General features: G+C 42.1%; 10 protein-coding genes. 2 read left to right on the forward strand and 8 right to left on the reverse strand.

The annotated features are described in order from the left end of the window. Nucleotides 1–109: 109 nt before the first annotated feature. The 7 genes from ABWP91_RS09690 to yieE all read right to left on the reverse strand — a co-directional run bounded on the left by ABWP91_RS09690 (nt 110) and on the right by yieE (nt 10,263). On the reverse strand, nt 110–1,492 hold the full coding sequence (locus ABWP91_RS09690; RefSeq protein ID WP_353243100.1) for an APC family permease: 1,383 nt from the start codon (nt 1,490–1,492) through the stop codon (nt 110–112). Nucleotides 1,493–2,092: 600 nt separating this feature from the next. After that, complete coding sequence (locus ABWP91_RS09700) at nt 2,093–4,066, reverse strand: ligand-gated channel protein (RefSeq protein WP_353243101.1); 1,974 nt, start codon at nt 4,064–4,066, stop codon at nt 2,093–2,095. A gap of 281 nt (nt 4,067–4,347) precedes the next feature. Next, nucleotides 4,348–5,136 carry an ABC transporter ATP-binding protein gene (locus tag ABWP91_RS09705; protein ID WP_353243228.1) on the reverse strand — a complete coding sequence of 263 codons (789 nt, stop codon included), beginning with the start codon at nt 5,134–5,136 and terminating at the stop codon, nt 4,348–4,350. Further along, nucleotides 5,130–6,224, reverse strand: a complete 1,095-nt coding sequence (locus tag ABWP91_RS09710) for a FecCD family ABC transporter permease (protein WP_353243102.1) — start codon at nt 6,222–6,224, stop codon at nt 5,130–5,132. The genes ABWP91_RS09705 and ABWP91_RS09710 overlap by 7 nt, the downstream gene beginning before the upstream one ends. A gap of 19 nt (nt 6,225–6,243) precedes the next feature. Beyond that, nucleotides 6,244–7,380 carry an ABC transporter substrate-binding protein gene (locus ABWP91_RS09715; RefSeq protein WP_353243103.1) on the reverse strand — a complete coding sequence of 379 codons (1,137 nt, stop codon included), beginning with the start codon at nt 7,378–7,380 and terminating at the stop codon, nt 6,244–6,246. A gap of 246 nt (nt 7,381–7,626) precedes the next feature. Then, a complete protein-coding gene (locus tag ABWP91_RS09720; RefSeq protein WP_353243104.1) occupies nt 7,627–9,117 on the reverse strand; it encodes an amino acid permease in 1,491 nt (496 codons plus the stop codon). A 282-nt stretch (nt 9,118–9,399) separates the two neighbouring features. Beyond that, complete coding sequence (gene yieE, locus ABWP91_RS09725; RefSeq protein WP_353243105.1) at nt 9,400–10,263, reverse strand: DNA-binding transcriptional regulator YeiE; 864 nt, start codon at nt 10,261–10,263, stop codon at nt 9,400–9,402. Between the two features lie 191 nt (nt 10,264–10,454). On the opposite strand from yieE, the gene ABWP91_RS09730 reads away from it, so the two are divergent. Beyond that, nucleotides 10,455–11,534 carry a YeiH family protein gene (locus ABWP91_RS09730; RefSeq protein WP_353243106.1) on the forward strand — a complete coding sequence of 360 codons (1,080 nt, stop codon included), beginning with the start codon at nt 10,455–10,457 and terminating at the stop codon, nt 11,532–11,534. 99 nt (nt 11,535–11,633) lie between these two features. Next, the gene (gene nfo, locus ABWP91_RS09735) at nt 11,634–12,479 is read left to right on the forward strand and encodes a deoxyribonuclease IV (protein ID WP_353243107.1); all 846 of its coding nucleotides are present in this window, start codon (nt 11,634–11,636) and stop codon (nt 12,477–12,479) included. 64 nt (nt 12,480–12,543) lie between these two features. On the opposite strand, the gene fruK is transcribed toward nfo, so the two are convergent. Beyond that, nucleotides 12,544–13,479: a 1-phosphofructokinase gene (gene fruK / locus ABWP91_RS09740; RefSeq protein ID WP_219249385.1), complete on the reverse strand. Its 936-nt coding sequence runs from the start codon at nt 13,477–13,479 to the stop codon at nt 12,544–12,546. Between the last annotated feature and the right edge of the window lie 155 nt (nt 13,480–13,634).

The following is a 13,634-nucleotide window of genomic DNA, read 5'->3' on the forward strand; positions in this document are numbered from 1 at the left end:
GTTGTAGCAAGGCGCGGAGCCAAACGATCATGGGGAGCATACATAAGTATGTGACCCATGTCGTTTTGAGAACGCAACGCCGCTACAGCGTGAAATATGAAGAATATACTTAGATGTCGCTCATCTGCGGCATAGGCCGCTTAAACATCCGCGTCAATGCAGCCATATAAACTAAGCCAACGGCAGTCCAGATCAGGCCATAAACCATTGAATCCTCTTCGATATTTAACCATAACACACACACGGTTAGTGTGCCGATAATAGGTAAAATCAAATAGTTAACTATATTTTTGAAGCCTGACATACGGCGTTCACGAATAAAGAACTGGCTGATCACTGAAATGTTGACGAAAGTAAAGGCGATTAATGCACCGAAGTTAATAAGTGCGGTCGCAAAGTCCATTTCGAACCAGATTGCCCCTAATGCCAAGAAACCGACCATTAATACGTTGTACGCGGGTGTACGCCATTTCGGGCTAACATAACCAAATATTTTCTCTGGAAATACGCCATCACGGCCCATTACGTACATTAAACGGGCACTACCTGCGTGAGCCGCCATCCCTGAAGCCAGTACTGTTACGCATGAGAAAACCAGAATGATTGACTGGAAGAATGCCCCAGCAACAAAGCGCATGATATCCGGCTGTGTCTCATTGATGTTCTTAAAGCGCGATACATCTGGGAAGTATTGCTGCAAGAAGAATGAAACTGTGATAAAGATAATTCCACCAATTAAGGCTGTTAAGAAAATCGCACGTGGAATGACTTTACCTGCGTTTGGCGTTTCTTCTGAGAGTGAACTTAAACCATCGAAGCCTAAGAATGAGAAACAGAGTATCGTTGCCCCAGCAATTAATGGGATCATTTCTGTTTTTTCATTGGCAAATGGGTTGAATGTCCAGATTTCGCCAGAGCCTTCACCGCTAGAAACCCCGTGGATCACCAAGCCTGTAAATACCGCCATCACCCCGATTTGAATAATCGCAATAACCGTACTTAAGTTCGCAATCACGTTGATACCGCGTAAGTTTGCCGCTGTCATCACGATGACAAGACCGACAACAAAAATCGCAGGTTCGACGTTAGGAAAAATATCTTGTAAATAGATTTTAGCCAATAAGATATTGATCATTGGCATAAAAATGTAGGACAGCAAAGATGTCCAACCCACAAGGAAACCAATGTGTGGGCTCATTGATTTTTGAGCATAAGTATACGCTGAGCCAGCAGATGGGAAGCGTTTCACCAGCTTGCCGTAGCTCAGAGCAGTAAACAGTATCGCAACCAGTGCAATAATGTATGAAGTCGGGACGTGTCCACCTGTTTTGTCCGATACCATGCCGAATGTATCAAAGATAGTCATTGGCTGGATGTATGCCAGACCGATCATCACGACTTGCACCAAGGTTAAGGTTTTCGCAAGTTGTACGCGGTTATTGGCACCAGTTTGGTTTGGACCGATGGATAAAGGTATTGAATTATTTGGCATGTCTAAGCCCTCCCATAACTTTCGATTGCGAGCTACTTCGGCTCAATCGACAGTTACTGGGAAGACTTTGCATCTGCCTATAGGCAGAAAAAAACGTGGAGGAGGTCAGAAGAGTGTGTGCGAAGCTGCGCAGAGCTCCGTAGTCATCGATGCGGCAACGACGGCCGCTTGGCCCTGCTGCGATAGCGAAAAAGTAAGCCATAAAAGCATTCCTCAAATCGGTAGCGTAAAATGTTTGCTACACGTAAATATTAAAATTATCTCTCCGGCTCTATGTCCGGCCCCGCTAGAATGAACGTTCCTAAAAACAAAAAAACCGATGCTTAAGTTTATTGAGCATCAGTTATTTTTTAGTTCGCGCATTTTGCACGCCATAACCTTAAATAGCAAGTTAAATTGTTAACAAACCGCCCTATTTCCGATGAGAAATTTTGATGGTTTAGCCTATTTTGGCGAGGTAACTAATAACCGTGTTTTTCCCGTCATTTTCTCACCCAAAAAACCACTTTTTATTTATTTTAACGACTGTATTTAACGAGAGATAAAAAAACCCTTTGGCATAAACCAAAGGGTTTTGATTAACAACAGTAAATAGTTGTATTAGAAATTATAGTTGATACCGATATTATAACGGCGGCCTTCGAGCTCTGCGCCATAGTTTGTAGAATCAATACGGCGATCTAATACGTTATAAACACCACCAACTAAATTCGCATTTTTGTTTAATTGATAACTCGCACCTAAATCAAACAATGCATAAGACGGTGTCCCATCACTCATTGCTTGACCTCGGCCTTGGAAATCTGAGGTTTTACCTCGGAAGTTCATACGAGTCCAAGTCTCTAAGTCTTCTGTAGTTTGCCAAGTTAACGTGGTGTTAGCCATATGTTTCGGCTGTTTATTCAGTGGCTTACCCTTATTTACACCACTTTTTTGTTCCGTGTCAGTGTAAGTATAGTTCGCCGCAAAGTCTAAATTATCTAATATGCCCCAGTTAAATGTTAATTCAACCCCGCGCATGCTCGCTTTATCGACATTTGCTCGATCACTGACTAAATTATAAACGGTACCGTTATCATAAGTGCCATCCGACGAGTTACACGCTCTCAAACCTACTTTTGAGTCTTTTTCACAACGCCTGATTTCCGTTATTTTATCTTTAAAATCAGTATTATAAATAGTAATTCCTGCAGTAATATTATCTTGGTTATTCCAAATAACACCAATTTCTTCTGTTACACTTTTTTCTGGCTTCAAGTTGGAATTACCATAAATAACCCCTTTACCTCTTGCGGTCACTTGTCCCCAGCCATTAGATGATTGACGTAAATCTGGCGCACGATAACCTGTAGAAACACCCCCCTTTACAGTCCATTGCTCATCTAAGTGCCAAACACCATATAAACGAGGGGTCCAATGCGTACCGTAATTTTCGTCCTTATCCATACGGAGACCGCCAGTAAGTGCAAAGTCGTTGGTCATTAGCCACTCATCTTCCGCAAAGAGAGCCCAACTCCATCGTTCTAATTTATCAACACCGTCTAGATGATTACCATCATCATGAAGTTTCTCTTTACGATACTGTCCACCAATACTTAAGCTATGATCTCCAATTAAAAATACATCCTGATTACGTAAAATAAAATCTTCTGCTTTCATTTTACGTCCAGGATTTTTAGATACATCATATTGTAAATATGTATCTGTCGATACACCATCATAAATACCCGTATGAGTAAGTGCAGTATGCGTCATTTCATACTTACTAAAATCATTTTTCCCATCAGACTCAACGGTTTTACCAATGCGATAGTCTCGATGTTGATTATCTTTTTTAAAGTCTAAATCAAAGGTATTCTTATCATCGGGTGTTAATGACAATGTTCCCCCACCGCTCGTCATTATTTGGCGACCAAAGCCATCAATAATTTTATCTTCGCCACGATGTGAATATTGACCATTTAATTTTAAACCTAGCAACCCATCAATTAATGGCCCTGAGGTATAGAAACTGCCTTGCCCTGTATTACCCGAGTTTTTGCGTTCTGTCAGTGTGGTATCTGCACGTAAACTGGTTGTCCACTCTTGCTGCACACGACGGGTGATAATATTAATTACCCCGCCCATTGCATCGGAACCATAAAGGGAGGACATTGGCCCGCGCACCACTTCAATACGTTCGATTGCAGGTAATGGTGGTAACCAACCTTGTTCAATTCCTGAACCATCACTATTAGGGCGGGTACTGCGAGTATCGACACGTTTACCATCGATCAGGATCATGGTGTATTTTGCATCCATACCACGAATACTAATATCTGAGCTGCTGCCACCGCCAGTCACTAACACACCCGGCACATCTTTAAGTGCATCAGTCACATCACGGTAAGCTTTCGTTTCAAGTTGTTCGCGCGTTACAACAGAAATAGATGCTGGTGCATCTTCAATTTTTTGTTGATAACCTGATGCCGTTGTCACATAGATTTTGTCTTTACTATCATCAGCAAATGCAGGTGACGCAGCGATGGCGGCAATAATGCTAATCGCCACTTTTCTTTTATTAAAAACAACCATTCCCAACTCTCCAAGAGATATTCTGTTTTATATATGAATTGATATGCTCAACATTGGTTTCTATGAACCTAATAATTATGATTATTTTTATTATTTGGATAATAAATACCCATAGGAAATTTATGGTAAAAACCATTTCCAAATACAAGTAAATTTCCTGTGGGTAATTAAATTTTATTAATTTCTGCGAATAAATATTTAATGCTATATTTTATTTCGTCTCCTTAAGGTTTATTAAATGCGCTTGCCGAATAACAAGCACATTTATTATTAATCACAAATCAGCTAGCGAGTTTATCCACCAGCCCATCAATCAACACTTGCGGTACACCTTGGGAACAGCGTTCGATACGCCCTCTTACCCCATAGACCTCAGCAAGGCTTTCGGGTGTAATCACCTCAGCAGGTTCACCTTGGGCAATTAACTTGCCTTGTTTTAACATCAATACATGTTCCGCGTGTTTCAATGCGATATTAATATCGTGAACCACGACAACCGTAATAATATTGCGGCGTTTCGTTTCTTTCGCCACTAAATCCATAACATGATATTGATAATTTAAATCCAGCGCGCTCAGTGGCTCATCCAATAATAATAAGTTAGGTTGGCGAATTAATGATTGAGCCAGACCCACTAATTGTTTTTGCCCACCTGAAAGTTGGTCTAAATAACTTAACGCCAGATGTTCAATACCCAGTTGGCGCAATAAATTCATTACTTCGTCTTTGTTGTTTTCATTGCTTAAACCGCCAGAAGCACGTTGTGCAACAATCACCGACTCTAAAACATACAAATGCACTCCCGCAGGCAAAGTTTGGGGTAAATACACCACATTCTGCGCACGCTGGGCAAAATTTTGCTGCGTTAAGTCCAAGCCATCCAACAATAACTGCCCAGTGGCTTTATTCAGCCCGGCTAACGAGCGCAGTAACGTCGATTTACCACTGCCATTTGGGCCAAGCAATACAGTGATTTTCCCCCTTGGCAGTACATCTGTTGTCAAATTCTCAATCACTGCGCGTTTTGGGTAGCCCGCATTAAATTGGTTAATAATCAGGCCACTCATGATACGTTACCTCGATGACGCAAAATAATACTTAAGAAGAACGGGACACCCACTAATGAGGTCACAATACCCACAGGAATAATCACGCCCGGGATAATGTTCTTCGAGGCAATTGAAGCCATCGATAATATCAACGCACCAATTAATGCACTTGCAGGTAAATAAAAGCGGTGATCTTCGCCAAAAATTAAACGTGCAATGTGCGGTGCGACTAAACCAATAAACGCTATCGGTCCAACAAATGCCACCGCTAACGCAGATAAAATACTGATCCGTAATAAAGTGGTCAGTCTTAAGCGGCGAACATCAATGCCAAAACTAATCGCTCTGTCTTCGCCTAGCCTTAATGCTGTCAATTTCCAAGAGCTCATCATGGCAATTGGGAAAATCAATGCGAAAACCAGTGCCATTACGCCTAGTTTTACCCACGTTGCTTTTGACAAGCTTCCCATCGTCCAGAATACAAGGCCTTGTAACGTATCTTCTGTCGCGATGAATTGCATCATCGAAACTAGAGCATTAAAGGTAAACACTAACGCGATACCAAATAAAACCACGCCAGATGTTGCAACGCGCGTCCAACGGGTGACCGCATCCAACATTAACGCCGCTAATAAAGCAAAAATAAATGCGTTCGCAGAAATCACCCACTGATCAGGGACGCCCGGAATTGCAATCCCCGACACAATCGCGAGTGCAGCACCAAATGCCGCCGCATTAGAAACCCCAAGTGTAAATGGGCTCGCTAATGGGTTATTCAATATGGTCTGCATTTCTGCGCCAGCTAACCCCAGAGACATACCGATGACCACCGCCATCAAGGCGTAAGGCAAACGGATATCCCAGACAATCACACGGGTTCCTGCATCAACTGCTTCAGGCGTCATCAGGGTTTGCCATAACCGCTCTAGTGATAACCCCGATGGCCCTAATGTAAAATCAATAACCAGAGACAATAAAATTGCCGCAACAATTACCACAATCCATGTAAAACGACGGCGCAACATACTTTGGTAATGTTGTTTTACACCATCATCAGCCTGTTTAGCGGTTTGTTCCACCGCCGCTATTGGCTCGCTTGTAATACTCATTAATTCTTACCTACTCTCATTACTTTTCGCTGACCCAATATACACCAGTTGGCTCGACCGCAAGAAACTCTCTATGCAGTTCTTCCAGTGTTTTTTGTGGATCAAGCCCTGAAAACTGCTCAGGATAGAACCACTTGGCGAAAACTTGTGTCGCAATGACGTTGTAAGGCGAATTATAGTAATTGTGCCAGATAGCATAGTCTTGCTTATCTTTAATGGCCGATAATGAGCTAATACCTTTGCGGTCTGTTATCTTTTTCAGGCTATCTTTGGCGTCGTTTAGTGTGCTTTGCGCGCCTAATTGTACACCTGCATCTTTGCTGCCCGGTGCTTTTGCGCCAGTCGCAATATAAATACTCGGGTCAGCCGCAATGATTTTTTCTAAATTCATGGTCCCCAATGCGCCGGGTAAGACCCCTTTCGCGATATTTTTGCCACCCGCTAAATCAATAAAATTCCCCATGTTGCCGTCACCTGCGGTACCGCAACAGTCTTCAAAAGCGCCCGCTCTCAGCTCAATAAAGACACTAGGCTTTTTGTCTTCAGGAATTTTTGACGTAATATCCGTAACAAGCTTTTGATTTCTCTCATAGAAATCAACATATTTGTTTGCGACTTGCTCACGGTTTAATGCTTTTCCTAACAAACGCATGCTTGGCAGCGTGTTTTTTAACGGATTGTCTCTAAAATCCACAAATACAACGGGTACTCCCGCTTTTTCCAATTGATTGACGAGTTCGCTGTTTTTACCCGGCCCGTGGCCCGATAAACCAAAAATAGCAATGTCAGGGTTTAACGTGAGGACTTTTTCAGAGCTGACGCTGTCCGCACTGGTGTTCCCAATCAAGGGGATATTGTCAATCGCGGGGAATTTAGCTTTATAAGCGGCATAGGTTTGTGGGTCTAATTTACGTAAGTCCCCTTGCCACCCTACAATGCGTTCAATGGGTTTATCACCCTCGAGTAGAGCGACCGCACTGAATAAGCGGCCTTCACCAAGTAAAATACGGTTAACATTATCGGGTACTTCAACGGTTCTTCCTGCCATGTCAGTCACTGTTGCTGACCAAGCGCTCAAACTGGCACTCGCTAATAACGCTAAACCTATTCCCTTTACTACCGACCTAGCTACAAACTTCTTGGCTACCGACGACATAGTATTAAGCTCCACAATTAAACTCATTGACTTACATTTTAATGCGGTAACAATAAAGCAAATAAGAATACTTATCAATACGATTATTGATTTAATAATGGGTTATATCAATGGAATTATGTGAGCTGCCTCGAAAAGCAAAACATTTAGAAGAACTAACGGGTAAATCGCAGATTTATTGCGCTATATACAAAAAAACAGCACCCTATAAAGGATGCTGTTATTCAACTCATAAATAATGATCGATTATTTATTTAAATTCTCGCGGTAGCTTGGAAAACTCATATCTTTATAGCGAATAAAGGTTGTTTTCTTGGCGATTTTATAACCAAACCAAATGGCTAAAAAGAGCGGGAGACCAATATACGTCGCTGTAACACCAATCCAATCAATATTATCTTCTAAGAAGGCTTGGTAGTTCTGGCCCAGTGTGATTGTCAAACACAAAATAAAGGCAAAAATTGGCCCAATTGGGAAGAAACCTGAGCGGTATGGCAAGTCATTGAGGTCTTTACCTTGTGCAATATACCCTCTACGGAAGCGGTAATGGCTGATGGCAATCCCTAACCATGCAATAAACCCTGTCATCCCAGAGGTATTCAATAACCATAAGTAGACTGTTTGGTTACCAAACATGGAACTCAAGAAACACAGACCCGCAACGACCGTCGTGGCTAATAATGCATATCGAGGTACGCCACCTTTCGATAACTGAGCAAATATGCGCGGCGCTTTGCCTTCACGCGCTAAGGTATACAACATACGGGTTGATGCATACATACCAGAGTTACCCGCAGACAATACGGCCGTTAAGATAACCGCATTCATGACCGCCGCTGCTGATAATAGCCCCGCATTTTCAAATACTAAGGTAAATGGACTCACGCTAATGTCTTTAACATCATTACGCAGCAAGTTAGGGTCAGTATAAGGGATTATCAGGCTAATAATTAAGATAGCAAAGATATAGAATAACAGGATACGCCAGAATACTTTACGCACCGCTTTAGGAATATTTTTAGCAGGGTCTTTTGACTCACCCGCCGCAATACCAATTAACTCAGTACCTTGGAAAGAGAACCCGACAATCATGGCCACACCAATCATGGAGGAGAAGCCACCAGCAAATGGTGCATCACCAATTTCCCAGTTATGCCAACCCGCATTTTCTGCCCCATTCATAATGCCAAAAATCATCAATACGCCCACAACGATAAAAATAATTACCGTGGTGACTTTGATCAGTGAGAACCAATATTCGGCTTCACCAAAACCTTTAACAGAAATGAAGTTCAATAAGAAAATGATAGCAAGGAAGATGGCACTCCAAATCCAACCTGGCGTATCTGGGAACCAATAGGTCATCACTAATTGTGCTGCGACGAGGTCAACCGCAATAGTAACTGCCCAGTTGTACCAGTAGTTCCAACCTAATGCGAAACCAAAACCTTCATCAACGTATTTCGCGCCATAAGTGGCAAATGAGCCTGAAACTGGCATATAGGCTGCTAGCTCGCCCAAGCTCGTCATTAAAAAGTAGACCATTAAGCCGATAATGGCATAAGAGAGTAGTGCCCCTCCGGGGCCTGCTTGTGCAACGGTTGCACCCGATGCCACAAATAAACCGGTACCGATAGAGCCACCGATAGCAATCATCGCAAGGTGACGCGCTTTTAATTCACGGCGCAACTTTTGTGGTCGGTCCTGCGTGATAGTATTGGTATGTTGTTCTGACATTTGTTCCCTGTATTTTATTATTCAGCCAATATCGCGTGAATTCTAGCAAAATAGGCTGTGAGAACTAAGCAACTCTTCACTGTTATAAGATACCTTCATAATTCAAGCAGAATTATAAGTAAAACGCGTTATCGCAATCACAACACATTCATTGCAATCCTCAAAATATTTTGGCTTGTCGCTAGGCGGCAAATGAGACTACCCAAGGAGCATACATCAGTATGTGACTTGGATAGTCGATTGCAGCCAACAACGCGACAAGTTAAAAGATGACGAGGATTTTTAATTACAGTAGGCTAGCAAATTAGTAATCGCATTTGAAAGGTGCTTTTGACGGTGGTAAATCAAATACAGCGTTCTTTCCAATTGAAGTTCGTCTACTTCAAGCTCAACTAAGGTACCATTGTCCAGTTGCTCTGCTATTACTCGCCTTGATAAACAGCTAATGCCCATACCAAAACGTACGGCATGTTTAATTGCCTCTGAATTACCTAACTCCATTAAGATATGAAAGCCTGGGAGGTGAGCAAATAGCAGTTGGTCAAGGACATCCCGCGTACCTGAGCCCCGCTCGCGTAAAATCCACGGGGCATCTCTAAGCTCTTTTAATGACACCTTTTTATTCGCTAACGGATTTTTCGGTGAAGCAAACACTACCAGCTCATCTTTCAACCAAGGTTTCGAAATCAGTTCAGGGCTATGACAAACCCCTTCGATAAGTCCCACATCCACCCGAAATTCCATCACTGCTTTAATGACTTCTTCTGTATTACTAATAAAAAGCTCTAAAGGGATATCAGGGTGGTCGTGGCGGTACCCCGCTAAAATCTCTGGTAACATATAGTTGCCAATTGTGGTACTCGCGGCCAGACGTACTGCGCCCATCTCTTTTTTGAATAATTGCTCGACTTCTGCCCCTTGCTCTAATAAGGCTAATGCTTTGGGATAAAGAAGCCTTCCATGCTCGTTTGTAACAAGTCGTTTACCCACACGGTCAAAAAGCTGAACGCCAAGTTGACCTTCTAAATCCGTTAGCGACGCACTGACCGCAGATTGAGACAGTGCTAATAATTGAGATGCTTGCGTCGTGGAGCCACTTTTTAGTACTTCTGTAAAAACCTCAAGTTGCCTAAGTGTTATTCGCATAAAGGTCGCCCCAACGTGTTTTTAGTATTTGTAATAATATTGTTAATATTAATGATTTATTAGCAATATTCCAGAAGAAACTTATAATCACTTTTTTTGATAGATTATATACAAACAATCAATTTAAATTATTATGTTTTTTATTATATGCTTATTACCAAATCATATAAGCAGCAATAAAGAGCATTATCATGGATAAAAGCAACATTCACACCCTAAATCAAAATAGCTTTCACCCTATTTTGAAATTATTACCGGGACTTATTTTAGCCGGTATTTTAACTGCCATCGCCATCTACCTTGGTGACCAACCTTGGTTTATGGATATTGGTTTAGGTGCATTAACCCTCGCCATTTTATTGGGGATTGTTGTGGGAAATACCTTTTACCCAGCCGCAAGTCAATCTTGTGATGCAGGCGTCAAATTCGCCAAACATTACTTTTTACGTGCGGGGATTATCCTTTACGGCTTTCGTTTAACGTTCCAACAAATTACTGATGTTGGCGCCACAGGGGTTATTATCGATGCATTGACCCTAACATCGACTTTCTTATTGGCCTATTGGTTAGGAAAAAAAGTCTTTGGCTTAGATGATGAAACGACCATCTTGATTGGTGCAGGCAGCAGTATTTGTGGTGCAGCTGCAGTGATGGCAACAGAGCCTGTAGTAAAAGCCTCTGCAAGCAAAGTTGCTGTGGCCGTTTCTACTGTCGTCATTTTCGGTACAATCTGTATCTTTGTTTACCCTTGGATTTACCAATTAAATGCTCACTTTGGTTGGTTCCCAGCTAATGAAGAAACATTCGGTATTTATATTGGCTCAACCGTGCATGAAGTGGCGCAAGTGGTTGCCGCGGGCCATACCATTGGTACTGATGCAGAAAATGCGTCTGTTATCGCAAAAATGATCCGAGTCATGATGCTTGCACCGTTCTTAATTATTTTATCTGCCTTTTTAAGTCGTAAAGCAGCAGTAAAAAGCGGTGATTCCACCGAAAAAAGTAAAATTACCATCCCTTGGTTTGCCGTATTCTTTATCTTAGTAGCAGGGTTTAACTCATTACATTTATTGCCACAAGCGTTAGTCCAACAAATCATTGTGTTAGATACGGTTTTACTTGCGATGGCAATGGTAGCATTAGGTTTAACGACCCATGTGAGCGCAATTCGACAAGCGGGTATCAAACCGTTACTAATGGCATTGATTTTATTTGTTTGGTTAATTGTTGGTGGTTTATTAATTAATCTACTGATACAAAATATCTTTTAATGTGTGTGTCTCCGACTTTAGCCGCTTTATTAAGCGGCTTTTTTGTTGATTTCATTTATACGCTTATTAATGGCATACTGCCATAAAAAGGAGTCAAAAATGAAATTTGTTGGAGCACACGTCAGCGCCTCTGGTGGCGTTGATCAAGCGGTTATTCGCGCCCATGAAATTAATGCAACCGCGTTTGCACTATTCACCAAAAACCAACGTCAATGGAAAGCCGCGCCATTGAGCGAAGAGGTTATTCAAAAGTTTAAAGCTAACTGTGCAAAATACGGTTATGGTAAACACCAAATCCTGCCCCATGATAGTTATTTAATTAATTTAGGCCATCCCGAATTTGAAGCCTTAGAAAAATCGCGAGTTGCCTTTATTGATGAAATACAACGTTGTGAACAGCTTGGGATTGATTTGTTGAATTTCCACCCCGGTAGCCATTTAAAACAAATTGAAGTGGATGATTGCTTAGCACGTATTGCAGAGTCCATTAATATTGCGTTAGCTGAAACCGAAGGTGTCACCGCGGTGATTGAAAATACCGCTGGGCAAGGCACTAACTTAGGCTTTGATTTTACACACCTCGCAAAAATCATCGAGGGTGTAAAAGATAAAAGCCGTGTGGGTGTTTGTATCGATACCTGCCATGCCTTTGCCGCAGGTTATGATTTACGCACAATTGAAGATTGCGATAAAACATTCACCCAGTTTTCAGAGATAGTGGGTTTTGAATTTCTAAAAGGCATGCATCTGAATGATGCAAAAAGCGAATTTGCCAGCCGCGTTGACCGTCACCACAGCTTAGGCGAAGGTAATATTGGTTTCGCGCCGTTTACGTATATTATGCAAGACAGCCGTTTTGATGGGATCCCACTGATTTTAGAAACGATCAACCCAGATATCTGGCCACAAGAAATTGCCTGGCTGAAATCCCAACAGCCTAGCTAAAAACTTATCAACAAAAAACCCCACGTGATAAATAACGCGGGGTTTCTTTTCAAACTTCCACCAATTACAGCGACTTCATTTCAATCTTGGCCATCATGTCAGCTAACTTACTGCGGTTCTTTAAACCGACATCTGCTTGTGAAACCGATAACGCCGAAATTGCAGTGGCCATTCGCAATGTGTGCTCGCTTGATTCACCATTGAGTAGCCCATAAGCAAGGCCAGCAACCATCGAGTCGCCCGCGCCTACTGTACTGATGACTTCACAATGTGGCGGCTTAGCGAGCCAAGAGCCCGAAGCATTAACCCACAATGCCCCTTCCTCACCCAATGAAATGACAACGTGAGAAATGCCTTTATCTCTTAGCTCATGTGCCGCAGCAATTACATCTTTTAAATCAGGCAGTTTGCGACCAACCCAACTTTCTAATTCATGACGATTTGGTTTTACCAACCAAGGCGAGGACTTTAATCCTGCTTTTAATGCCTCACGGCTACTGTCGAAAATGATACATGGGCACAATTGACGCAAGCGAGTCATCCAACGAGTAAATTCTTCTGGGTCGATACCATTGGGCAAGCTTCCACTCACCACCACCATATCAAAGTGACCTAACCAATTTAATGATTCCGTTGAAAAACGGTTCCAGTCTTCTTTGCTCACATCAAAACCAGAAAAATTAAAATCGGTTGATTTCCCATTATTTTCAGTGAGTTTGACATTAATACGTGTACGCCCAGGCACCATACTAAAACGGTTTGCCATGCCATTTTCACTGAAGAAATGTTGGAATTCTTCTTGATTGTCTTTTCCCATAAAACCACTAACGGTAATATCAATGCCCAGATCACGCAGCACTTTCGCCACGTTGACTCCTTTTCCTCCGGCATTCAGGCTAGCGGTTTTGACTAAGTTAACTTCACCCACTTCAATAGACGAGCACAACCCTACAAGGTCGTAAGCAGGATTTAATGTAATTGTAGCAACCCGGCGAGTCATAACCACTAATCTCCCTTATCATGATTATCATATCATTAGATGTATGCCATAGTTATAACATTAAAACGTGTTGTTTTCAGTGCTATTTATACTTTTTCCTGCTTGTTTTTCGCCTATCCCATGGCAAAATCTTCGCGCTGAAAATAAAAAGAAGA

Origin of the sequence: Providencia sp. (genome assembly GCF_040396775.1) — a bacterium.
In the GTDB taxonomy this organism is placed as follows: domain Bacteria; phylum Pseudomonadota; class Gammaproteobacteria; order Enterobacterales; family Enterobacteriaceae; genus Providencia.

Bases quoted from the DNA above. Each gene is read 5' to 3' on its own strand.
- ABWP91_RS09690 (WP_353243100.1), bottom strand. From the start codon at position 1,492: ATGCCAAATAATTCAATACCTTTATCCATCGGTCCAAACCAAACTGGT.
- ABWP91_RS09700 (WP_353243101.1), bottom strand. From the start codon at position 4,066: ATGGTTGTTTTTAATAAAAGAAAAGTGGCGATTAGCATTATTGCCGCC.
- ABWP91_RS09710 (WP_353243102.1), bottom strand. From the start codon at position 6,224: ATGAGTATTACAAGCGAGCCAATAGCGGCGGTGGAACAAACCGCTAAA.
- ABWP91_RS09715 (WP_353243103.1), bottom strand. From the start codon at position 7,380: ATGTCGTCGGTAGCCAAGAAGTTTGTAGCTAGGTCGGTAGTAAAGGGA.
- ABWP91_RS09720 (WP_353243104.1), bottom strand. From the start codon at position 9,117: ATGTCAGAACAACATACCAATACTATCACGCAGGACCGACCACAAAAG.
- yieE (WP_353243105.1), bottom strand. From the start codon at position 10,263: ATGCGAATAACACTTAGGCAACTTGAGGTTTTTACAGAAGTACTAAAA.
- ABWP91_RS09730 (WP_353243106.1), top strand. From the start codon at position 10,455: ATGGATAAAAGCAACATTCACACCCTAAATCAAAATAGCTTTCACCCT.
- nfo (WP_353243107.1), top strand. From the start codon at position 11,634: ATGAAATTTGTTGGAGCACACGTCAGCGCCTCTGGTGGCGTTGATCAA.
- fruK (WP_219249385.1), bottom strand. From the start codon at position 13,479: ATGACTCGCCGGGTTGCTACAATTACATTAAATCCTGCTTACGACCTT.